Origin of the sequence: Agromyces humatus (assembly GCF_021228295.1) — a bacterium.
Taxonomy (GTDB): Bacteria; Actinomycetota; Actinomycetes; order Actinomycetales; family Microbacteriaceae; genus Agromyces; species Agromyces humatus.
Genome location: NZ_JAJQPD010000007.1, coordinates 46,716 through 67,870, shown reverse-complemented (window position 1 = coordinate 67,870; position 21,155 = coordinate 46,716). Strand labels below are relative to the sequence as shown.

The 21,155-nt window shown below is 70.2% G+C and carries 18 protein-coding genes; 12 read left to right on the top strand and 6 right to left on the bottom strand.

What is annotated here, in order from left to right:
• Window positions 1-71: 71 nt before the first annotated feature.
• The 10 genes from LSF15_RS12870 (at window position 72) to LSF15_RS12825 (ending at window position 13,217) form a co-directional block, all read left to right on the top strand.
• On the top strand, window positions 72-1,613 hold the full coding sequence (locus LSF15_RS12870; RefSeq protein ID WP_232498941.1) for an HNH endonuclease signature motif containing protein: 1,542 nt from the start codon (window positions 72-74) through the stop codon (window positions 1,611-1,613).
• 258 nt (window positions 1,614-1,871) lie between these two features.
• Window positions 1,872-2,699 carry an FHA domain-containing protein gene (locus tag LSF15_RS12865; protein WP_232498940.1) on the top strand — a complete coding sequence of 276 codons (828 nt, stop codon included), beginning with the start codon at window positions 1,872-1,874 and terminating at the stop codon, window positions 2,697-2,699.
• A 4-nt stretch (window positions 2,700-2,703) separates the two neighbouring features.
• Complete coding sequence (locus LSF15_RS12860; protein WP_232498939.1) at window positions 2,704-3,135, top strand: hypothetical protein; 432 nt, start codon at window positions 2,704-2,706, stop codon at window positions 3,133-3,135.
• Window positions 3,136-3,400: 265 nt separating this feature from the next.
• Window positions 3,401-4,105, top strand: coding sequence for a hypothetical protein (locus tag LSF15_RS12855; protein WP_232498938.1), 705 nt, complete (start codon window positions 3,401-3,403; stop codon window positions 4,103-4,105).
• Window positions 4,106-4,209: 104 nt separating this feature from the next.
• Window positions 4,210-5,889, top strand: a complete 1,680-nt coding sequence (locus LSF15_RS19065) for a LuxR C-terminal-related transcriptional regulator (RefSeq protein WP_308188476.1) — start codon at window positions 4,210-4,212, stop codon at window positions 5,887-5,889.
• Window positions 5,890-6,040: 151 nt separating this feature from the next.
• Window positions 6,041-7,237, top strand: coding sequence for an acetyl-CoA C-acyltransferase (locus LSF15_RS12845; RefSeq protein ID WP_232498937.1), 1,197 nt, complete (start codon window positions 6,041-6,043; stop codon window positions 7,235-7,237).
• A 76-nt stretch (window positions 7,238-7,313) separates the two neighbouring features.
• Window positions 7,314-8,096, top strand: coding sequence for an enoyl-CoA hydratase/isomerase family protein (locus tag LSF15_RS12840; protein ID WP_232498936.1), 783 nt, complete (start codon window positions 7,314-7,316; stop codon window positions 8,094-8,096).
• On the top strand, window positions 8,093-8,965 hold the full coding sequence (locus LSF15_RS12835) for a 3-hydroxyacyl-CoA dehydrogenase family protein (RefSeq protein ID WP_308188475.1): 873 nt from the start codon (window positions 8,093-8,095) through the stop codon (window positions 8,963-8,965). The genes LSF15_RS12840 and LSF15_RS12835 overlap by 4 nt, the downstream gene beginning before the upstream one ends.
• A gap of 124 nt (window positions 8,966-9,089) precedes the next feature.
• On the top strand, window positions 9,090-11,165 hold the full coding sequence (gene paaZ, locus LSF15_RS12830) for a phenylacetic acid degradation bifunctional protein PaaZ (RefSeq protein WP_232498935.1): 2,076 nt from the start codon (window positions 9,090-9,092) through the stop codon (window positions 11,163-11,165).
• Between the two features lie 114 nt (window positions 11,166-11,279).
• Window positions 11,280-13,217, top strand: a complete 1,938-nt coding sequence (locus LSF15_RS12825; protein WP_232498934.1) for a cell wall-binding repeat-containing protein — start codon at window positions 11,280-11,282, stop codon at window positions 13,215-13,217.
• 448 nt (window positions 13,218-13,665) lie between these two features.
• On the opposite strand, the gene LSF15_RS12815 is transcribed toward LSF15_RS12825, so the two are convergent.
• The 3 genes from LSF15_RS12815 to LSF15_RS12805 form a co-directional block, all read right to left on the bottom strand.
• On the bottom strand, window positions 13,666-14,082 hold the full coding sequence (locus tag LSF15_RS12815) for a hypothetical protein (RefSeq protein ID WP_232498933.1): 417 nt from the start codon (window positions 14,080-14,082) through the stop codon (window positions 13,666-13,668).
• 212 nt (window positions 14,083-14,294) lie between these two features.
• Window positions 14,295-16,433 carry a RecQ family ATP-dependent DNA helicase gene (locus LSF15_RS12810; RefSeq protein WP_232498932.1) on the bottom strand — a complete coding sequence of 713 codons (2,139 nt, stop codon included), beginning with the start codon at window positions 16,431-16,433 and terminating at the stop codon, window positions 14,295-14,297.
• 155 nt (window positions 16,434-16,588) lie between these two features.
• Window positions 16,589-17,659, bottom strand: a complete 1,071-nt coding sequence (locus LSF15_RS12805; protein WP_232498931.1) for an LLM class flavin-dependent oxidoreductase — start codon at window positions 17,657-17,659, stop codon at window positions 16,589-16,591.
• 82 nt (window positions 17,660-17,741) lie between these two features.
• Here LSF15_RS12805 and LSF15_RS12800 point away from each other — a divergent pair, with 82 nt between their 5' ends.
• Both LSF15_RS12800 and LSF15_RS12795 read left to right on the top strand, forming a co-directional pair.
• The gene (locus LSF15_RS12800; protein ID WP_232498930.1) at window positions 17,742-18,194 is read left to right on the top strand and encodes a DUF2871 domain-containing protein; all 453 of its coding nucleotides are present in this window, start codon (window positions 17,742-17,744) and stop codon (window positions 18,192-18,194) included.
• Between the two features lie 110 nt (window positions 18,195-18,304).
• Window positions 18,305-18,508 (top strand): hypothetical protein, encoded by a 204-nt coding sequence (locus tag LSF15_RS12795; RefSeq protein WP_232498929.1) that lies wholly within the window; start codon window positions 18,305-18,307, stop codon window positions 18,506-18,508.
• A 93-nt stretch (window positions 18,509-18,601) separates the two neighbouring features.
• Here the strand turns inward: LSF15_RS12795 and LSF15_RS12790 are convergent, their stop codons facing one another.
• The 3 genes from LSF15_RS12790 to paaI all read right to left on the bottom strand — a co-directional run bounded on the left by LSF15_RS12790 (window position 18,602) and on the right by paaI (window position 21,040).
• Window positions 18,602-19,231 (bottom strand): TetR/AcrR family transcriptional regulator, encoded by a 630-nt coding sequence (locus tag LSF15_RS12790; protein ID WP_232498928.1) that lies wholly within the window; start codon window positions 19,229-19,231, stop codon window positions 18,602-18,604.
• Window positions 19,232-19,303: 72 nt separating this feature from the next.
• On the bottom strand, window positions 19,304-20,656 hold the full coding sequence (gene paaK, locus LSF15_RS12785) for a phenylacetate--CoA ligase PaaK (RefSeq protein WP_372460012.1): 1,353 nt from the start codon (window positions 20,654-20,656) through the stop codon (window positions 19,304-19,306).
• Between the two features lie 6 nt (window positions 20,657-20,662).
• On the bottom strand, window positions 20,663-21,040 hold the full coding sequence (gene paaI, locus LSF15_RS12780) for a hydroxyphenylacetyl-CoA thioesterase PaaI (RefSeq protein ID WP_372460010.1): 378 nt from the start codon (window positions 21,038-21,040) through the stop codon (window positions 20,663-20,665).
• Window positions 21,041-21,155 lie beyond the last annotated feature (115 nt).

The following is a 21,155-nucleotide window of genomic DNA, read 5'->3' as shown; positions in this document are numbered from 1 at the left end:
ACAGGGTTTTGGCTGTTCACGGGTGATTTCCGTCTGCAGCGAATGTCAGTGGGTCGGTGCAGGATGGAGTCATGGAAGAACGGCCGCCGCACCCGCTGCAACCGCTCGAGCGCGATCTCGACGCGCTGCGTGCAGCGTGGGGCGACGCGATGCCGGCCTTCGGGGCTCAGCCTGGCGGCGCGCAGGCCGAGCTCGGCCAGATGAGCGATTCGGGCCTCGTCGCGGTGACCGACCTGATCGCCCGCGTACGTCGCGACGCCGATGCGCTGCTGGTGAGGGTGGGCGATGAGGTCGCCCGGCGGTCGGGGCCCGAGTTCGGCGATACCGGCCTCGCCAAGAAGCAGGGGTTCCACAACGCCGCCCGCCTCCTCGCCGCATCGACCGGTGGGTCGCGCGGTGAGGCGTCCCGGCTCATCGCGGTGGGCGCTGCCACCGCCGAGCGCCAGTCGTTCACCGGCGAACATCGTCCATCCGCGCATCCGCACGTCGCCGCCGCGCTCGGAGCTGCCACGATCAGCACCGAGGCCGCGGCCGTGATCACCGCGATGCTCGACCGCGTCGCGGCTCGCGCCGACCCCGCCCTCGCCGACATCACCGAGACCGCGCTCGTCGAACTGGCGGTCGTCGCGCCGCTCGAGCTCGTCGTCCGAGGCGTGCGTGAGGCAGAGGCCCGGCTCGACCAAGACGGTGTCGAACCGCGAGGAGACGTGCTCAGGGGTCAACGGTCCCTGACGATGTTCGAGTCCGGCGGCATGCTGCACCTGCGCGCTCGTCTCGACCCCGAGACCGGCGCCCCGATCAAGGCGGCGATCGAGGCCCTTGTGAGCGACGTGCTCCGCCGCCGCGAACGGGTACCGGCTGCCGAAGACGAGCACCCAGGCGAGCGCGGCCGCGCCGAGGCGTCCGACCTGCAGTGCCACATCGACGGCGACGATCGTGGCATCGGCGGTGACCGCGGCGACGGCGATGCTGCCTCCGACGCATTCGTGCGCGATGGGGCGCTGGGCGCCGGGCCGGTCATCGACGACGACCGCACCATCCCCCAGCTCCAGGCCGACGTGCTCGCCGCGTTGGCACGGCACGCGCTCGGCTGTACGCAGACGGGCACTCCCCTCGCGAAGACCACCGTCATCGTGCGCCTGAATCTCGAGACGCTCGTCGAGGGCGTCGGGCACGCCTCGATCGACGGTTTCGACCAGCCCATCTCGGCGACGACCGCGAGAAGGCTGGCCGCCGACGCCGAGGTCATCCCCGCCGTGCTCGGCGGCGAACGCGTGCCGCTCGACCTCGGTCGGGCAGCACGGTTCTTCACCAAGGCGCAGCGTCTCGCGCTCGGTGAACGCGACGGCGGGTGCGCCTCGTGCGGGCAGAACATCGGGTACGTCGAGGCGCACCACATCCGCTGGTGGGAGCGCGATGCCGGCCCAACCGACCTGGCCAACGGGGTGATGCTCTGCTCGTTCTGCCATCACCGCATGCACCGCGAGAACTGGGGCATTCGCGCCACCCGCGATTCGGTCTGGTTCATCCCCCCGCCGCACATCGATCCCGCCCGCGCGCCCCGCCTCGGCGGAAGAGCGAGGTTCGACCTGGCTGGCGCGAGTGCCGCCTGAGCGTTCAGTGCGTGGGCCTTGCCATGCGCGTGGCGAGTGCGCGACTCGCGCAAGAACGTGAGGAAAGGATTGTGCACCCCGCAGTCGGGCGGAGCGGGGCTGGGCCTTGGCCCCAGTTCGGGGGGTGTGAGCCTCGGCATCTAGCCCCAGCAGTATACGAGCAATGCTCAGTTCCGCTATGCTGTCGCCGCGAGTTGAAGGCAGATCGCGTGATCGGGGGACGATCATGGGCGTGGCACAGCGGGGGCGGTGGGCACGATGAGCCCCGTCCCGTCCAGCATCCGTCGAGGCTTCATCGTCGAAGCCGGCGGAGAAGTGAACAGCATCATCCCGATCCCGTCGGCTGTGTCGACCGTCGGGCGGGATCCGGGCGCAGACCTCTGTCTTCCTTACGACGGCGTGAGCCGGCAACACTTCCGTATCGACGGGACGGGTCCGGCGGTCTTCGTCGCTGACGCCCAGTCCACGAACGGCACCTGGGTCAATGATCGGCGCGAGGCTGGGTGGACTCAACTGCGCGATGGAGACCGAGTGAAGCTCGGCAGCGTCCAGTTGCGCTACTTCGACGTCGCTTCCGCAATGCCGCCGGGAATGCCTCCGACCGATGGGTACCAAGTGACGCAGCCCCACCCCGGAGCGACAGGGGATGACAGCGACGCGATGGGGATCAGGATCGGCAAGAACAATCGTGTGAGCGGGAACGGGAGACAGAACTTCGTCGATGGCGACCAGGTCGGGCGGGACAAGATCGGAGGGGACAGGATCGGGCGGGACCAGTACAACTCGGCCGTGAACCAGACCTGGAAGCAGAAAGTGAAGATATCCGCGGATTACGAACCCACTGACGAACTCTTCAACGGTGAGGGCCCCGGGCGGGTGATCGCCATTCTCGGGGGGCTCATCGCCCTCGGCGGATTCGCGTGGTTCGCGTCTCACATATTCGGCGCAATGACCGCGACCAATACCGGAGGGTTCGGCCCCCCGCCGACGATCGGATATGCCTTCGCTATGTTCGGAATCGGCGCGGTCCTCTTCGCAATCGGCACCGGGATGTCGAAGGCCAGACGCAAGCGGAACGGAAGGTGACCCGGTGAAAATCACGATCGGCAAGAACAACACCGTGAGCGGGAAGGGGAAGCAGAATTTCTCCGAGGGTGACCAGATCGGCCGAGACCAGGTCGGTCGAGACCGGATCGGTCGAGACCAGATCAACGTCGGCGCCATGCCCGCCGAGGTCGAGCGCTCACTGCGGTTGCTGCTCGAGGAAGCGCGACGGCTGCTGCCCGCGGGTCGCGTCGAGAGCGTGGCGGCGGAGGTGGACGGGATCCAGCGGGACATGAGTGCTGCCGAACCCGACCGCAAGACGGCCGCGTCCCGTCTGGGATCCGCGGTGGAGATGTTGAAGCAGGGCGGGGCTGTCCTCGAGGCCGGATCCTCGCTGGGCCAGAGCATCGTGAAGATCGCCCAGTGGATCGGTCCGATCGCCGGGGCAATCCTGGCCGGTGTCGGCCTCGTACTCTGAAAATGCAGGTCTGAATTCGAGCCTGACCACGTCGAGACGTCTGCCGCCGACCGTGCGCGGCGCCCGCAGCACGCGCTCGAACATCCGGTCGAACGCGTTCACCCGTTAGAACATGCACGCATGCGTTCGGCTGCGTCCTGCGAGTTGATGGGCCGATGGTGTTCGACACCTGTCCTCGGAGGGGTGGCGTCGATACGATGAGCGCGACGCGCGGGGCCGTCGGGTGGTGGCCCGATAGATGGGGCGCGAGACGTGGAGGCTCGGCATGAGCAATGACGGCAACCCCCAGAACTCGGCGCCCGCGCCCGCGCCCGCAGCCTCGCAGCCCGCGCCCGTGAGCCGGACGATGCTCATCTGGTTCGGCATCGGGATCGTCGTGCTGTCGTTCGTCGCGGCGTTCCTCGGCTCGACGGTTGCGCGATCGACTGATCCGACGGCATCCGTCGCGACGCCGGCCCCGGTGCCGACGATCGACGAGGACGACCGAGCCGCCTACGAGGAGGCGATCGAGGCGATCCTTCCGGCCGGCGCCGCGGTGCGTGCCGGAACCGGGGTTCCCGAATCGGGCAAGGGGTTCGACGGCGAGGTGTACATCGACATCTCGACCTCAGACGTCTACCTGTTCCAGGACGGTGAGTGGACGCTCGCCGGCAACATCCGCGCCGAGGCCGCCGAGAACCTCACCGGTGCGACCGGTGCAGCGGGCGCACCCGGCGCGACCGGTGCCACGGGTGAGACCGGTGCGACGGGTGCGCCCGGTGCGCAGGGGGAGGCCGGCGCCCCAGGCGCCCCCGGCACGCAGCTGAATCTCGGCGTCGGAGCCCCGCAGAACGACACCTGCACGGCCGACGGCGATGTCTACATCGACACCGCGACCGTGGCGTTCTACCAGTGCAGCGCCGGTGCGTGGGTGCTGGTCGGACCCTATGGTGTTCCGCCGATGCCGACTGTGGAGCCCGGCGAGGGCTGATCCGGGCCTCGATACGCGCTGCGCGCGCCTCGATACGCGCTGCGCGCTAGGCGACGGGCGGCCCGACCCGCGCGCCGCGTGAGCGAACGTGGAACCATGGTGGTGTGACGGTCGAACCCCGATCGGGGTCGCAGCAGGGCGGGATCGAGTCCGCACGCCGCGCGTACCAACGCCGTGACTGGCGTGCCGCGGTCGACGGGCTCGAGCAGGCGCGCGCGGGCGGCGACCTGTCGGCTGACGACCTGTACGCGCTCGCGAACGCCGCCTGGTGGCTCGGCGAGGTCGACCGCTCGATCGACGCCGGCGAAGCCGCATATCGACGGTTCCTCGAGGCCGATCGCACGCCGATGGCGGCGATGGCGGCCATGTGGGTGGCGATGAACCTGCTGCTCCGCGGTGACGACACCATCGGGTCGGGCTGGATGCGACGCGCCGTGCGCCTCGTCGAGACGCACCCCGACACGGTGGAACACCACTACCTGCGATACGTCGCCGCCGTCGAGAACCGCATCGACACGGCGGGCGGGCTCGCCGACGCCGAGTTCGAGGACCTGCTCGCCGCGGCTCACGACCTGCATGTGCAGGGGCGTCGGTTCGATGATGTCAGCCTCGTGGCCGCAGGTACGGTGGCCGAGGGGCGCATCCTCCTGAAACGCGGCCGCGTGGACGATGCGATGGGGTTGCTCGACGAGGCGATGCTGAGCGTGCTCGACGACGACATGATGCCCGAATGGGCCGGCAACGTGTACTGCCACCTCATGACGGCATGGCACGAGATCGGTGAACTCGACCGCGCGAAAGGCTGGACCGAGGCGACGGAGTCGTGGCTCGAGACGATCCCGGCGGCCGCACTGTTCCGCGGAATCTGCCGGGTGCACCGCTCGCAGGTGCTGCAGGCGCTCGGCTCGTGGGATCAGGCAGCGGCCGCGGCGCAGCAGGTCTGCGCCGAGCTCGGCACCATCGCGCCCGAGACGGCGGCCGAGGGGCACTACCAACTCGGCGATCTCGCGCGCCTGCGCGGCGACCACCGGTCGGCGAGGTCGGCGTACCTCGAAGCGCACGAGGCCGGGAAGGATCCGCAGCCGGGCCTGGCGCTCCTACGTCTGGCCGAAGGTCGCGGCGACCTCGCACTGACGGGCATCCGCGCCGCGCTCGTCGCCGCAGCCGAAGACCCGCTCGCCTGCGTGCCGCTGCAGGCGGCGCACGTGCGGATCGCGCTTGCCGCCGATGAACCCGCCGAGGCCGACGAGGCGTGCGCGTTCCTCGAGACGATGGCCGCGGCCTACGGAACGCCGGGGTTCGTGAACGAGGCGCGAACGGCACGGGGCCGAGTCGAACTGGGCCGCGACCGCTTCGAGGCGGCGCTGCCGTCGCTGCGCGAGGCGTGCAACGGGTGGCGCACCGTCGGCGCCGTCTACGACGCCGCCGCAGCGCGCATGCTGCTCGCCGAGGCCTACCGGGGACTCGATGACGACGATGCGGCGTCGATCGAGCTCGCGGCCGCCGCGGCGGAGTTCGACCGGCTCGGCATCCCGGCCGCAGCCCGCCCGGGGTGGCGGCCCCCCGGGCCCCCGCCCGGCGGACTCACCGCCCGCGAAGTCGAGGTGCTCGCACTCGTGGCCACGGGCAGGTCGAATCGCGAAGTGGCGCGTGCGCTCACGCTGAGCGAGAAGACCGTCGCACGTCATCTGTCGAACATCTACGCCAAGATCGGTGCGGACTCCCGCACCGAGGCGGCGGCCTACGCGTTCCGGCACCGTATCGCTGCGGCATCCGATCGCTGACCTCGCGAGCCTCGGGTGGCGGCCGCGTCATCCGTTTGCCATAATTACTACCTGAACGGTCGGTCAGGAATTTCGATCGTGCGGATGCCGCGAACTCCTGCCTACGCTGGGAGCAGCGTTCCACAGACAGTGCGGTCAAGGAGTGAGAACCATGGCAGAGGCCTACCTCGTCAGCGGAGTGCGCACTCCGGTCGGTCGCTACGGCGGCGTGCTCGCAGGCGTGCGCCCAGACGACCTCGCGGCCCTCGTGGTCGGCGAGCTCGTGCGGCGCACGGGGCTCGACCAGGCAGGCGAGCTCGGCGCGATCGACGAGGTCATCCTGGGCGGTGCCAACCAGGCCGGTGAAGACAACCGCAACGTGGCGCGCATGTCGGTGCTGCTCGCCGGTCTGCCCGACGAGGTGCCCGGCATCACCGTGAACCGGCTCTGCGCGTCGGGAATGTCGGCGATCACCATGGCCTCCCAGGCGATCCGGTCCGGCGACGCCGACCTCATCATCGCCGGCGGCGTCGAGTCGATGACGCGGGCGCCCTGGGTGCAGGCGAAGCCCGACCGGGCGTGGGCGAAGCCGGGGGCGGCGCACGACACGTCGATCGGCTGGCGGTTCCCGAACCCGAAGCTCGTCGCCCGCGACAAGGCCACGTTCTCGATGCCCGAGACCGCCGAAGAGGTCGCCCGCGTCGACGGCATCACCCGCGACGAGGCCGACGCGTTCGCGCTGCGCTCGCAGCAGAAGGCCGTCGCGGCGATCGCCGGCGGCCGATTCGAGGCGGAGATCGTCGGCGTGCCGACCCACCGCGGCGAGGTGCTCGTCGACGAAGGACCGCGACCCGAGACCACCCTCGACGTGCTCGCCGGGCTGCGGCCGGTCGTGCACGGCGGATCGGTCGTCACCGCCGGCAACTCGAGCGCCCTGAACGACGGCGCCTCGGCCATCCTCGTCGCGAGCGCCGCCGCCGTCGAGCGCTACGGGCTCACGCCGCGCGCCCGCGTCGTGGTGGGCTCGTCGGCCGGGCTCGCCCCCGAGATCATGGGGCTCGGCCCCGTGCCCGCGACTGAGAAGGCGCTCGAACGCGCCGGCATCGACCTCGACGACATCGGCTCGGTCGAACTCAACGAGGCGTTCGCGACCCAATCGATCGCGTCGATGCGGCGACTCGGGCTCGACCCCGAACGGGTGAATGCCGACGGGGGAGCGATCGCGCTGGGACATCCGCTCGGCTCATCGGGATCGCGACTCGTCGTGACCCTGCTCGGACGCATGGAGCGCGAGCAGTCGCGCTACGGCCTCGCCACCATGTGCGTCGGCGTCGGTCAGGGCACGGCGCTCATCGTGGAGCGCGTGTGATGCGCGGCCAGCGACAATGTGCGTCGGCGTCGGGCCGCGCTCAACACGGCACGGCGCTCATCGTGGAGCGCGTGTGATGGGCGAGGGTCGCGAGACGTCGCTTCGCTCCTCCTCGACCGGCGATGGGCCACTGCTCATCGAGCGGCGCGACGACCGGGTCGTCGCAACCCTCAACCGGCCCGACGTGCGCAATGCGATCGACCAGGCCACGATCGACGCGCTGCACCTGCTCTGCGCCGAGCTCGAGGCGATCCCGCGCACGCTCATCCTCGCCGGTGCGGGCGGGGTGTTCGCGTCGGGCGCCGACATCGCACAACTGCGTGAACGGCGAGCCGATGACGCGCGCCGAGGCATCAACGCGAAGGCGTTCATCCGCGTGGCCGGGCTGCCGATGCCCGTCATCGCGGCGCTCGACGGGTACGCACTCGGGGGTGGTGCCGAGCTCGCGTACGCGGCCGACATCCGCATCGCGACGCCCGCGCTGAAGATCGGCAACCCCGAGACCGGACTCGGCATCATCGCCGCGGCCGGAGCGAGCTGGCGCCTGCGAGAGATCGTGGGCGAGGCCCGCGCGGCCGAGCTGCTGCTCACCGGACGCACGATCGGCGCCGCCGAAGCGCTCGAGATCGGGCTCGTGAGCGAGCTGCACCCCGCCGACGAGCTGCTGCCCGCAGCGCATGCGATCGCCGACCGCATCGTCCGCAACGACCGGGCCGCGACCATCGCGACCAAGCGCGTGATGCGGGCACCGCGCGACGCGCATCCCACCGTCGATCTCGACGAGCAGGCGGTGCTCTTCGAGAGTCCCGAGAAGATGCGGCGCATGACCGAGTTCCTCGAGCGGAAGCAGAAGAAGTGATCGAGAGCACGGATCGCGGGGCACCCACCGATGTCGGCGTGCTCGGCGGGGGGCGCATGGGCGCGGGGATCGCGCACGCGTTCCTGCTCGCCGGCTCGCGGGTCACCGTCGTCGAGCGCGACGCCTCCGCCGCCGCGGCGGCCGCGACACGGGTGCGAGAGTCGGTCGAGGCGTCGATCGCCCGCGGCACCGCAGACGACGATGCCGCGACGCTCGCCTCGCGCTTCGCGACGAGCACCACGGTCGGCGACTTCGCCCGCTGCGACCTCGTGGTCGAGGCCGTGCCCGAAGTCCTCGAGCTGAAGATCGATGCCCTCACGCGCGTCGAGTCCGTGCTCGCGCCGGGTGCCGCGCTGGCCTCGAACACCTCGTCGATCTCGATCGACCAGCTCGCCGCCCTGCTCGACCGCCCCGACCGGTTCGTCGGCATGCACTTCTTCAACCCCGTGCCCGCCTCGACGCTCGTCGAGATCGTGCGGGGCGGGGCATCTGCCGCTTCGCTCGTCGACGACGCGCGCGAGTGGGTGCGCGCGATCGGCAAGACGCCCATCGTCGTCGCCGACGCTCCCGGGTTCGCATCGTCGCGTCTGGGGGTCGCGCTCGGGCTCGAGGCCATTCGCATGCTCGAAGACGGCGTCGCCTCGGCCGAAGACATCGACGCGGCGATGACGCTCGGCTACAAGCACCCGGTCGGGCCGCTCAAGCTGACCGACATCGTCGGGCTCGACGTGCGCCTCGGCATCGCCGAGTACCTCGCCTCGACCCTCGGTGAGCGCTTCGCCCCGCCCGCGCTGCTGCGCCGAATGGTCGCCGAGGGAAGGCTCGGCCGCAAGGCGGGCCAAGGCTTCTACACCTGGGACGCGCAATGACCTCAACTCGTGGGTTCAGGAGGCGCGAAGCGCCGTCTCGAAACCCGCTGCACGTGGGGGCGGCTTTCGAGACGCTCGCTTCGCTCGCTCCTCAACCTGCGCACCGAACCAAGGAGAATCACCGATGACCGAGATGCTGCCGAGCTATGTGAACGGGCAGTGGTGGACGCCGGAAGCGGCCGCCACAGCGACGGCGACCGAGGTGCGCGACGCATCGACGGGCGAGGTGGTCGCCCGAGTGTCGACCGAGGGCCTCGACCTCGGCGCCGCGCTCGAATATGCGCGCACGGTCGGTCAGGCGAGCCTCGGCCGATTGACGTTCCACCAGCGGGCGGTGCTGCTCAAGCAGATGGCGCTCGCACTCACCGAGCGCAAGGCCGAGCTCTACGACCTGTCGAGCCGCACCGGAGCGACCAAGCAGGATTCGTGGGTCGACATCGACGGCGGCATCGGCGTGCTCTTCACGTACTCGGGCAAGGGCCGGCGTGAGATGCCGAACGGCAAGGTCTACGTCGACGGCGCCGTCGAGAACCTCTCGAAGGACGGCTCATTCCTCGGACGGCATATCTACACCCGACTGCCCGGCGTGGCCGTGCAGATCAACGCCTTCAACTTTCCGGTGTGGGGCTCGCTCGAGAAGTTCGCGCCCGCCTTCCTCGCCGGCGTGCCGACGGTCGTGAAGCCGGCGACGCCGACCGGCTACCTGGCCGAGGCGATGGTGCGCATCCTGGTCGAGTCGGGGCTGCTGCCCGAAGGCACGCTGCAGCTCGTCTCGGGCAGCGTGCCCGATCTGTTCGACCACCTGCGCCTCGGCGACCTCGTCGCGTTCACCGGGTCGGCGTCGACCGCCGAGAAGTTGCGCGCGAACGACTCGGTGCAGACCGGCGGCGTGCGGTTCACGAGCGAGACCGACTCGATCAACGCGAGCGTGCTCGGCACCGACGCGGTCGCCGGCACCCCCGAGTTCGACGCCTACGTGAAGCAGCTCGTCGTCGAGATGACCACGAAGACGGGGCAGAAGTGCACCGCGATCCGCCGGGCGATCGTGCCCGAGGCATCCGTCGACGCCGTCATCGACGCAGTGCGCGCGCGCATCGCCGAACGCGTCGTCGTCGGCGACCCGCGTGCCGAGGGCGTGACGATGGGCCCGCTCGCCTCGACCGCCCAGCGCGACGAGGTGCTGCGCCAGGTCGGGCGACTCCAGCAGGCGGGTGGTGAGCTCGTGATCGGATCGACGGATGTCCCGGCCGTGACCCTCGCCGACGGATCGACCGGCGCGGCCACCGACGGGGCGTTCGTCGAGCCGATGCTGCTGCACTTCGCCGACGCCTCGAGCCCCGCACTGCACGACGTCGAGGCCTTCGGGCCGGTGGCGTCGATCGTCGGCTACGACTCGCTCGCCGACGCTTCGGCGCTCGTCGCGCGTGGCGGGGGATCGCTCGTGACGAGCGTCGCGACGCACGACCCCGAGGTCGCGGTGGCGCTCGCGTCGGGCATCGCCGCGTACAACGGTCGCGTGCTGTTCCTCGACCGCGACGACGCCCGATCGTCTACCGGCCACGGTTCGCCGCTGCCGAACCTCGTGCACGGCGGACCCGGTCGCGCCGGCGGCGGCGAAGAGCTCGGCGGCATTCGCGCGGTGCTGCACCACATGCAGCGCACGGCCGTGCAGGGTTCGCCCGCGATGCTCACCGCGCTCACGGGCGTGTGGCACGCCGGCGCGGCGTCGCAGCCGGGCGGTGAGCACCCGTTCAGGAAGTCGCTCGCCGAGCTGCGCCTCGGCGACCAGGTGGTGTCGGCATCGCGCACCGTCACCCTCGAGGACATCGAGACCTTCGCCGAGTTCACGGGCGACACGTTCTACGCGCACATGGACGAGGAGGCCGCCGCGGCGAACCCGTTCTTCCCCGGTCGGGTCGCGCACGGGTACCTGCTCGTCTCGTGGGCCGCAGGTCTCTTCGTCGACGCCGCGCCCGGGCCGGTGCTCGCGAACTACGGCCTCGAGCACCTGCGCTTCGTGACGCCTGTGTCGCCCGGCGACTCGATCCGCGTCGAGCTGACGGCCAAGCAGATCACGCCCCGCGAGACCGACGAGTACGGCGAGGTGCGGTGGGATGCGGTACTGCGCAACCAGAACGACGAGCTCGTGGCGTCGTACGACGTGCTCACGCTCGTGGCGAAGGAGCAGGCGCCGGCCTGATACTGAGCGTCGATCTCTGTTCGCGATGACTTGACCCGTGTGATTGGATCACTCCAGCCGCTCCGCGGCCGCGTACTGGGGCGAGCAGCCCCTGACCCCGTGAGGAGCGACTCCATGTCCCAACGCCGTCGGCAGTTCATCGTCCTTCGTGCGACCGTCGGGCTCATGATCGTCGGACTGGTCGGCGTCCTCCTCGGTGCAGTCGACGCGGATTCGGCCGAGGCTGCCGGCACGGGCGTGATCTCGGGCGCCGTGACCGGTCCTGGTGGGCGGCCGCTGCCCGAAGTCGCGGTGTGGATCGAGGGCATCCATGGCGAGGAAGTGCCCGAGTCGTATGTGATGACCAACGAGCAGGGGCTCTACGCGCTCACGGGGCTTCCCGCTGGAGGGTACAAGCTGGAATTCGTACCGCAGGGCCATGAACTGAGTTGGAACTATGTCCGCGAGTGGTGGCAGAACAAGCCGGACGCCGAATCGGCGACCGTCATCACGCTGGCCCCGGGTGCGAGCAAGAGCGGCGTGAACGCCGAGCTCACCCCAGGAGCCTCGTTCTCAGGCAAGATCACCGACCTCGCCGGCAATCCGATCGACAATGCGGTGATCTGGGCACGCGGCGAAGGCGGTGCCCAGTACAGCGCGAAGAGCTGGCCGGACGGTTCGTACAAGGTCGGGGGCATGCCCGCCGGTGACTATGCACTGAAGTTCGAGTCGCCTTGGCTGGGGGAGCAGGCGAAGTACATCGATGAGTGGTGGAACGACGTCGCGGACTACGCGTCGGCTACGCGGATGAAGGTCGCAACTGGACAGGCGAGGAGCGGATTCGACGCGCGACTGTCGACGGGATCGACCATCTCGGGGCGCGTGGTCGGGCTCGACGGCAAGCCGCTGGACGGCGCGCTCGTCGAGGCGATCGCGACCGAAGGAGTGGAGCGGTACCAGCACAACGATTACACGGACCCCGAGGGCGTGTATTCCATCGCGGGACTCCCCGCAGGATCATTCGAAGTGCAATTCTCGGTCGCCGTCGGCGCGCGCTGGTCGTATGAGACCTGGCGCGACGCCCCGTGGGCCCCGGGCACGACGATCGTGGTCAACGGCAGCGATGAGATCCGCTTGGGAGATGCCCGGATCGGAGCAATTGTGGGACAGACGGCGGGCGCCGATCGCTACGACACGGCGGTGCGGGTCGCGCAGTCCGCCTTCCAGCCCGGCGTGCCGGTCGTCTACCTCGCGAGCGGCCGGGACTTCCCCGATGCGCTGGCGGCGGCGCCGATGGCGGGGATGGAGGGTGGGCCTGTGCTGCTCTCACCGAGCGGGTCGTTGCCCAAATCGGTCGCGACTGAGATCACTCGCCTCAAGCCGGCCCGCATCGTCATCGTCGGCGGCGCGTCGGTGGTCAGCGAAGCGGTCGTGGCCCAAGTCGACGCACTCACCGCGGGCACCGTGAAGCGGATCGCAGGAGCGGACCGATACGCAACGGCCGTCGCGATCTCGAAGTCTCGGTTCGCCTCGACGGCGCCGGTCGTCTACCTTGCGAGCGGCGAGACGTTCCCCGACGCCCTGGCGGGCGCCCCTTCCGCGGGCGCAGCAAAGGGTCCAGTGCTCCTCACGCAGCACGGCCGCCTCCCCAGTGTCGTCGAGCGAGAGATCCAGCGGTTGCGGCCGGCGAAGATCGTCGTGCTCGGCGGCGCGGGCGCAGTCGGCGCGGCGGTCGTAGCACGGCTCAGCGACCTCACATCGGCTCCCGTGACGCGGCTCGCCGGAGCCGACCGGTATTCGACCGCCGTGGCGATCTCCAAGGCCCGCTTCACACCGAACGTGCCGATGCTATACCTAGCGATCGGGGAGAATTTCCCAGATGCGCTCGCCGCCGGCCCGGCGGCGATGGTCGACGGAGCGCCTGTGCTCCTCACTCCGGGTGGATCGCTTCCGCGCGCTGTCGCGGACGAGATCGCGCGGCTCCGGCCACGGCTCATCCTCGTGCTGGGCGGGCCATCGGTCGTGTCGAGTGATGTCAGGAGCGACCTCGCTCGGCTGGCGGCGCGATTCTAGGCTGATCACCGGAACGCGCGGTTGAAACCTTCGGAAACCCCAGGGCCAGTCCGCCTCATCGATGAATCACGGATGACGCGGGACTGGCACTACGGGAAACGCGCTGCGCGCAACTGGCGCGCCGCGACCGCGAGGGTCCAGCGGCTGTCGGCGGGGTCGTCGCCGAGCCAGCACCGGGCCGTCGGGCAGGTCGATCCCGCGGCTCGACCGGAACTCCTACCCGGTCGAGCGCTCTCGAGGGCTGCGACGGCTGCCTCGCCCGCGATATCCGTCGGGTACCAGGCACCCGCGCAGTTGTCGCATAGGCCGCAGGGAGCGGCCGTCGCGTCATCGAGCGAACGCTACAGGAACTCCATGCGGCACCCGGCGGTGCGCTGCTAGACCCACGGTGCGAAGGAGCTTGCAGCGCCGACGCACGTCGGCGTTGACGTACGTCGGCGCAGACCGGTCAGCCAGTCGCCAACTTCGGGCAGGCCTTGAAGGCCGGGAAGTTGGGGTCGGGCTCGATCAGTTCGAGGTAGATCGGGACGGAGGGGTCGATGATGACGAATACACCGGTTCCGACGACCTTCGAGTTCGGATTGTCGTAGTTGAACTCGATGAGCAACCCGGGCCCTGCATCCCCGGTGAACGGGACGAGGTCCTCTGAGATGAACCCGGAGGCGAAGAGCGGCTTCGCGAAATTGTCCGCCTTGCTTCCGCCGGTGATCCCGGGTGGAGCGAGCTCATCCTGACCGGAGCACCACTGGCCCACGATCTCGTGCACGGTGGCCGATGCCGGTGCAGCCTGAACGAACACGATGCCGAGCGTCGCGGCTGCGACAATCAGGGCACGTGCAACGAAGTGTTTCGTGTGGTGGGGCATCTTCGCCTCCAGGTTCGCAGTTTCGTCCGGTCGGGTGGCCGGACGGCCTCTGCGGAGCGACGAGGCGGAATCGGGTTTCCATCATCGGCGCATCCAGCGACGTCGGTAAGGCCGTCGCAGGACGTGCGTCGCGCCGTAGGGGTCTCTCACGCCACTCCGCACGTTACACCCGGGAGCTCGGCGCCAGGAACAATTATCGAGGAAACCTCAAGTCAGCCGCGCAGCGCGAGCACGAACGGCAGCACGTCGGTGGCGCCGGCTCGGCGCAGCTCGCGCGCGGCGACGGTGAGGGTCCAGCGGCTGTCGGCGAGGTCGTCGACGAGCAGCACCGGGCCGTCGGGCAGTTCGAGCCCGTCGGCCGTGAACCGACCCCACACCTGGGCGAGGCGGTAGGCGCTGTTGCCGCCGGGCTCCCCGCGCGGCCCGTCGCCGTCGATCGCCATCGCCCCGAGGTAGGGCAGCCGCCCGACGTCGGCGAGGCCGCGCGCGAGCGAATCGACGAGCACGGGCCGCGAGCGCGACGGCATCGCCACAATCGCGACGGGTCGCTCTTCCCACCGCCACTCGGCCAGCACCCGCACACACGCGGCGAGCACCGGCGGCGACACGGGGGCGTCGGCCGCCCCCGGCGCGAAGATCTCACGCAGGGCATTGCCCCAGCCGAGGTCGGTGAGGCGCGCGAGCGCACGGCCCTCGGCGGGTCGCTCGTCGGCGGCGATGCGCCCCTTGACGCCCACGCCGAGCCGGTCGACGCCGGTCGGCCATTGCGCCCGCGGCTCGATCGGCACGCCGACCCGGTCGAGTGCGCCCGAGGCTGCGACGGCTGCCTCGCCCGCGACATCGGTCGGGTACCAGGCGCCCGCGCAGTTGTCGCAGCGCCCGCAGGCAGTCGCCGTCGCGTCATCGAGCGAGCGCTGCAGGAACTCCATGCGGCACCCGCCGGTGCGCTCGTAGTCGATCATGTGCTGCTGTTCGGCGACGCGCGCTGCCGCGATGCGCCCGTAGCGCTCGGCGTCGTAGACCCACGGCTCGCCGGTGGCGACCCAGCCGCCCTGCACTCGCCGAACGGCTCCGTCGACATCGAGCACCTTGAGCAGCAGCTCGAGCGGAGTACGTCGGATGTCGACGAGGGCCTCGAGCGCGGGCGTCGACGTCGGGCGCTCGAGCTCGAGCGCGTCGATGACGCGCTCGGCGCGATCACGGTCGGGCATCGACGCGGTCGCGAAGTACCGCCAGATATCGGGATCTTCGGTGCCGGGCAGGAGCAGCACGTCGGCGTTCTCGGTCGCACGCCCCGCGCGCCCCACCTGCTGGTAGTAGGCGACGGGTGACGACGGCGCGCCGAGGTGCAACACGAAGCCGAGGTCGGGCTTGTCGAATCCCATGCCGAGCGCGCTCGTCGCCACGAGCGCCTTGACCTCGTTGCGTTTGAGCAGTCCCTCGGACTCCTCGCGCTCTTCAGTCGGTGTCTGGCCCGTGTAGGCGCGCACCTCGTGCCCCGCCTCACGGAGCAGCCGGGCGGTGTTCTCGGCCGCCGACACGGTCAGCGTGTAGATGATGCCCGATCCCGGCAGGTCGTCGAGGTGGCTGAGCAGCCAGCCGAGGCGGGTCTTCGAGTCGGCAAGGCGCAGCACGCCGAGCCGCAACGAGGTGCGCGCGAGCGGCCCGTGAATCGTGAGGACGTCGGCGTCGCCGCCGGAGCGATCGGATGTCTCGGCACCGAGTTGCTCGGCGACGTCGGCCACCACCCTGCTGTTCGCCGTCGCGGTCGTCGCGAGCACCGGCACCCCGGGCGGCATCCGCGTGATGAGCTCGCGCAGGCGCCGATAGTCGGGCCGGAAGTCGTGGCCCCAGTCGCTGATGCAGTGCGCCTCGTCGACGACGAGCATGCCGATGCGGCGCACCAGCGCGGGCAACTGCTGTTCGCGGAACGACGGGTTGTTGAGGCGCTCGGGCGAGACGAGCAGCACGTCGACTTCGTCGCGGTCGAGTCGAGCCAGCACGTCGGCCCATTCGTGCGGGTTCGTCGAGTTGATCGCCACGGCCCGCACCCCTGCGCGTTCGGCAGCCGCGATCTGATCGCGCATGAGGGCGAGCAGGGGCGACACGAGCACCGTCGGGCCCGCGCCCTGCCGGCGCAGCAGCAGCGTCGCCACGAAGTACACCGCCGACTTGCCCCAGCCGGTGCGCTGCACGACGAGCGCACGGCGGCGCCCGTCGACGAGCGCTGCGATCGCCTCGTACTGGCCGTCGTGGAACACGGCGTCGTCGCGCCCGACGAGATCGCGCAGCGCGGCGAGCGCCGCCTCGCGAGTGTCGGCGCGGGTATCGGTCGGCGCGTCGGGTGTCATGCCCCCACTCTGGCGCACGCCGCTGACAGCGGGCCGACCGGCGGCGAGTTGCCCGAATAGGCGCAGATTCGGGCAACTCGGAGCTGAGGCGCCGGTGCGACCGCGCTGAGCAGCGGGGTCTCGATGCGCTCGCCTCGCTCGATCCTCGACCGGCGTCAGAGGTTCGGCTCCCACCCGATCGCCGGGCCGACGTGCTCGGCGATCGAGGCGAGCAGGTGGGCGTTGTAGTCGACGCCGAGCTGGTTCGGCACGGTGACGATGAGGGTGTCGGATGCCGCGACGGCGGCATCTTGCGCGAGCTCGGCCGCGATCGCATCGGGCTCGCCGATGTAGCTCTTGCCGAAGCGTGCGAGGCCGCCGTCGAGGAACCCGACCTGGTCTCTGGTGTCGTCGGCCATGCGCGGGCCGAAGATCTCGCGGTCGCGGTCGGTGACGAGTGGGATGACGCTGCGGGACACCGAGATGCGGGGCGTGCGCTCCCAGCCCGCCGCTGCCCACGCGTCGCGGTAGAGCTCGATCTGCTCGGCCTGCAGCTCGTCGAACGGCACGCCGGTGTCTTCGGTGAGCAGCGTCGAGCTCATGAGGTTCATGCCCTGCTCGGCCGTCCACTGCGCGGTCGCGCGGGTGCCGCTGCCCCACCAGATGCGGTCGGCGAGCCCGGGTGACTGCGGCTGGATCGGCAGGGCACCCGTCGACCCGGTCATCTTGGGATCGGCGGGCGCGACGCCCGCCCCGGCGATCGCGGCGCGGAACAGCTCGGTCTTCGCGCGCGCGAGGTCGGCGTCGGTCTGCCCCTCGGGCGGTACGAAGCCGAACGTGTGCGCACCGTTCAGCGCCGGCTCGGGTGAGCCCCGGCTCACGCCGAGCTGCAGCCGTCCCTCGCCGCCCGAGTGCGTGCTGATGAGATCGGCCGCTGCGGCCTCTTCGGCCATGTACAGCGGATTCTCGTAGCGCATGTCGATGACGCCGGTGCCGATCTCGATGCGGCTCGTGCGCGCACCGATCGCGGCGAGCAACGGGAACGGCGAGGCGAGCTGGCGGGCGAAGTGGTGCACGCGATAGAACGCGCCGTCGATGCCGAGCTCTTCGGCCGCGACGGCGAGTTCGATCGACTGCACGAGCGCGTCCGCGCCCGTGCGCGTCGCCGACTCGGGCGACGGATGCCAGTGGCCGAAGGAGAGGAACCCGATGCGCTTCTTCACACGAGGTACAGCAGCTTGGGACATCCGCTCATTCCCATCTCGAACGTTCGGTTGATGTGGCCGAAGGGCCCGCGCGAGAGACTCGACGCGACGAAAGGATCTTGTCATGAATCGTCTGTTCGCCGCGGCATCGGCGTACCTCGTGCTGGGGCTCGGCGCCGGACTCTACTACCGCGAGTTCACGAAGGCCAACGACTTCGCTGCGGGGGAGTCCACCCAGCTCGCGGTCGCGCACACGCACCTGCTGGCCCTCGGCTTCCTCGTGCTGCTCATCGTGCTCGCACTCGAGAAGGTCTTCACGCTGTCGGCGAGCCCGTTGTTCGGGTGGTTCTTCTGGGTCTACAACGTGGGGGTGCTGCTGACCTCGGCGATGATGGTCTGGCACGGTTCGCTGACGGTGCTCGGCGAGCAGGCGGGCGGCATGATCGCCGGCATCGCCGGCCTCGGGCACATCATCATCACCGCAGGATTCGTGCTGCTCATGCTGACGCTCCGCAGTCGTATCACGGTCGCGACCAGCGCGCCGCAGGCCGAGCCGGTGGCGGTGACCGAGGGCTGAGCCGCGCCGCCTGAGCTGCGCCGCCTGAGCGGAATACGGCATCTTCCCGATGCCGGACGGTCGCCTTAGGGAGGAGTCTCGAGTGCAGGACGAGACGAACCGGAGCAGCCATGTTGATCTCAGAACTCACCTTCCCGCACCTGCGAGCGGCTGAGGACGCGCGCCTGGACCAGCAGCTCGAACGGCGTCGCGTCGCCCTCGAACGGCGTGCGGAGGTCGGTTCGCGGAGCGCTCGCACCGCTGACGATTCGATCGAGCGGATGTCGCGACGCCCGCACGAGACGAAGCGCTCGGCGGTCGCCCGCCCGGCCTGACGGCGCCCGCCACGCGCCCGTCCCGGCCCTTGACGCCGCGAGGCGCGTGACGAGCGGTCGCGCGACGCGCGCGCCTGGATGCCGCGCCGGGCTTCAGCCGAGCAGCTCCTGCACCCGATTCGACGTGGGCATGCGCAGCCCGTCGAGCGCGACGGCGGTCACGTCGCCCGCCAGGTTGTCGGCGTCTTCACGGCCGCCCGGCCGGTACCACTCGACGATCGAGTTGATCATGCCGAACGCGAGGCGCGACACGACGCTCGCATCGATGTCGCTGCGCAGCGACCCCTCGGCCTGCGCCTCGGAGACGAGCGACGTGACCTCCTTGTCGAAGGCGCGACGGCGGGCGAGCGCGCGTCGTTCGACCTCGGTGTTGCCGCGCACGCGCAGCAGCAGGGTCACGTACGGCAGCTTGTCGACGAGCACGTGCACCGCGCCCCGGAGCACGAGGTCGAGGCGGTCGGCGGCCCGCCCGGTCGCGGTGTCCGCCTCGGCCAGCACCCCTTCGAGCGCGCCGAGCGCCGTGTCGAGTGCGCGGTCGAGGATCTCGTCCTTCGAGGCGAAGTGGTGGTAGATCGCCGACTTCGAGAGCCCGAGGCGGTCGGCGAGCACGCCCATCGAGGTCGCGTCGTAGCCGAACTCGTTGAAGGCGGCGACGGCGACGTCGAGGATTCCCTGCTGGTCGTAGCCGGGGCGGCCTCGGCGCATCGTTCCGTTGTCAGACATCGCGCCCAGTCTCCCACCCGTCACGTGCGTCATGGCGCAGACCGCGCGAAGACGCGTCGCTGAGGCATCCGATCACTGCTTTCGCAGGTCGTAGACCCGCTTGTACTTGCCCTCGCTGCGCGGGAGCGTGCCCGGCTCCTCGAGCTTCACGGCGACGGATGACCCGACGAACTGCTTGATGCGCTCGGCGAGCACGTCGGTCGCGGCCTCGCACGTCGCGACCGACAGGTCGGGGTGGCGTTCGATGCGCACGGTCATCTCGTCCATCGTGCCGGTCTTCGTGAGCTCGAGGATGAAGTGCGGCGTGAGGTGCTCGATGCCGAGTACGAGCTCCTCGATCTGCGTCGGGAAGAGGTTGACGCCGCGCAGGATGATCATGTCGTCGTTGCGGCCGGTGATCTTCTCGATGCGGCGCATGGCGGGGCGGGCGGTACCGGGCAGCAGGCGGGTGAGGTCGCGGGTGCGGTAGCGGATGACCGGGAACGCCTCTTTCGTGAGCGACGTGAACACCAGCTCGCCCATGGTGCCGTCGGGCAGTCGCTCGAGCGTGTCGCCGTCGACGACCTCGGGAAGGAAGTGGTCCTCCCAGATGTGCGGGCCGTCTTTGGTCTCGATGCACTCGTTGCCGACGCCCGGGCCCATGACCTCGCTGAGCCCGTAGATGTCGAGCGCGTCGATGCCGAGGCGTTGCTGGAGTTCACGGCGCAGCTCATTCGTCCACGGCTCTGCTCCGAGTACGCCGACCTTGAGGCTCGTCGAGTGCGGGTCGATGCCGGCATCCGCCATCGCATCGGCGATCGTGAGCAGGTAGCTGGGCGTGCAGAGGATCGCGTCGGGCTCGAAGTCGCGGATCAGCTGCACCTGGCGCGCGGTCTGCCCGCCCGACATCGGGATGACGGTGGCGCCGAGCTTCTCGATGCCGCCGTGTGCGCCGAGGCCGCCGGTGAACAGGCCGTAGCCGTAGGCGCTGTGCACCTTCATGCCCGGTCGGATGCCGCTGGCCCGCAGTGAGCGAGCGATGAGCGTCGCCCAGTGCTCGAGGTCGCCCTTCGTGTAGCCGACCACCGTCGGCCGGCCGGTCGTTCCCGACGACGCGTGTATGCGCGCGACCCGTTCCATCGGCACGGCGAACATGCCGAACGGGTAGGTCTGCCGCAGGTCTTCCTTCGTCGTGAACGGCAGCTTCGCGATGTCGTCGAGCGAACGGATGTCGCTCGGGTGCACTCCCGCTTCGTCGAACTTGGCCGTGTACAGCGGCACGTGCTCATATGCGTGCCGCACCGTCTGCTGCAGGCGCTCGAGCTGCAGGGCCTCGAGCTCGGCGCGGGACATCCGCTCTTCGGGGTCGAGTTCTTCGCGGGCGGGCGGGCGGAGGCCCGAGACGGTGCTGGCTGCGGTCGTCGTCGACACGGTGTGCTCCTCGATGCCAGGTCAGAAGGTGCGGTTGGTGGAGATGGATCGGCCGCGGAACTCGGCGATCGTGTCGCCGTGGTCGTCGACGACCGTCACGTCGTAGAGGCCCGTGCGACCGCTCTTCGCACGGCGCATCGCGGTCGCTGTGAGGGTCTGCCCCGCGACGGTGGACTTCAGGAAGGTGATGTCGGCGCCGGCGGCTACGGTGACGTTGTCGTCCTCGTTGCAGGCGATGGCGAAGGCGGTGTCGGCCAGCGCGAACACGAGGCCCCCGTGCGTGATGTGGAAACCGTTCGTCATGTCGTCGCGAACCTGCATCGAGACCACGGCGTGACCCGGGTCGTCGTGCTCGACGACCATGCCGAGCGCGGCCGAGGCGAGGTCGCGGTCCATCATGGCGCGGTTCACGCGCTGGGTCGCGGCCTCGGCGGTCGGGGCATCCGCTGCGGCATCGGTTGCGGCATCCGTCATCTGAAGCTCCTCATCGAGTTCATGCGTCGTTGCTGCGACG

Excerpts from the sequence above, each read along its gene's own strand:
- LSF15_RS12800 (WP_232498930.1), top strand. The coding sequence starts at position 17,742 with ATGAATCGTCTGTTCGCCGCGGCATCGGCGTACCTCGTGCTGGGGCTC.
- LSF15_RS12825 (WP_232498934.1), top strand. The coding sequence starts at position 11,280 with ATGTCCCAACGCCGTCGGCAGTTCATCGTCCTTCGTGCGACCGTCGGG.
- LSF15_RS12855 (WP_232498938.1), top strand. The coding sequence starts at position 3,401 with ATGAGCAATGACGGCAACCCCCAGAACTCGGCGCCCGCGCCCGCGCCC.
- LSF15_RS12795 (WP_232498929.1), top strand. The coding sequence starts at position 18,305 with ATGTTGATCTCAGAACTCACCTTCCCGCACCTGCGAGCGGCTGAGGAC.
- LSF15_RS12840 (WP_232498936.1), top strand. The coding sequence starts at position 7,314 with ATGGGCGAGGGTCGCGAGACGTCGCTTCGCTCCTCCTCGACCGGCGAT.
- LSF15_RS12810 (WP_232498932.1), bottom strand. The coding sequence starts at position 16,433 with ATGACACCCGACGCGCCGACCGATACCCGCGCCGACACTCGCGAGGCG.
- LSF15_RS12865 (WP_232498940.1), top strand. The coding sequence starts at position 1,872 with ATGAGCCCCGTCCCGTCCAGCATCCGTCGAGGCTTCATCGTCGAAGCC.
- paaZ (WP_232498935.1), top strand. The coding sequence starts at position 9,090 with ATGACCGAGATGCTGCCGAGCTATGTGAACGGGCAGTGGTGGACGCCG.
- LSF15_RS12805 (WP_232498931.1), bottom strand. The coding sequence starts at position 17,659 with ATGTCCCAAGCTGCTGTACCTCGTGTGAAGAAGCGCATCGGGTTCCTC.
- LSF15_RS12845 (WP_232498937.1), top strand. The coding sequence starts at position 6,041 with ATGGCAGAGGCCTACCTCGTCAGCGGAGTGCGCACTCCGGTCGGTCGC.
- paaI (WP_372460010.1), bottom strand. The coding sequence starts at position 21,040 with ATGATGGACCGCGACCTCGCCTCGGCCGCGCTCGGCATGGTCGTCGAG.
- LSF15_RS12870 (WP_232498941.1), top strand. The coding sequence starts at position 72 with ATGGAAGAACGGCCGCCGCACCCGCTGCAACCGCTCGAGCGCGATCTC.
- LSF15_RS12815 (WP_232498933.1), bottom strand. The coding sequence starts at position 14,082 with ATGCCCCACCACACGAAACACTTCGTTGCACGTGCCCTGATTGTCGCA.
- LSF15_RS12790 (WP_232498928.1), bottom strand. The coding sequence starts at position 19,231 with ATGTCTGACAACGGAACGATGCGCCGAGGCCGCCCCGGCTACGACCAG.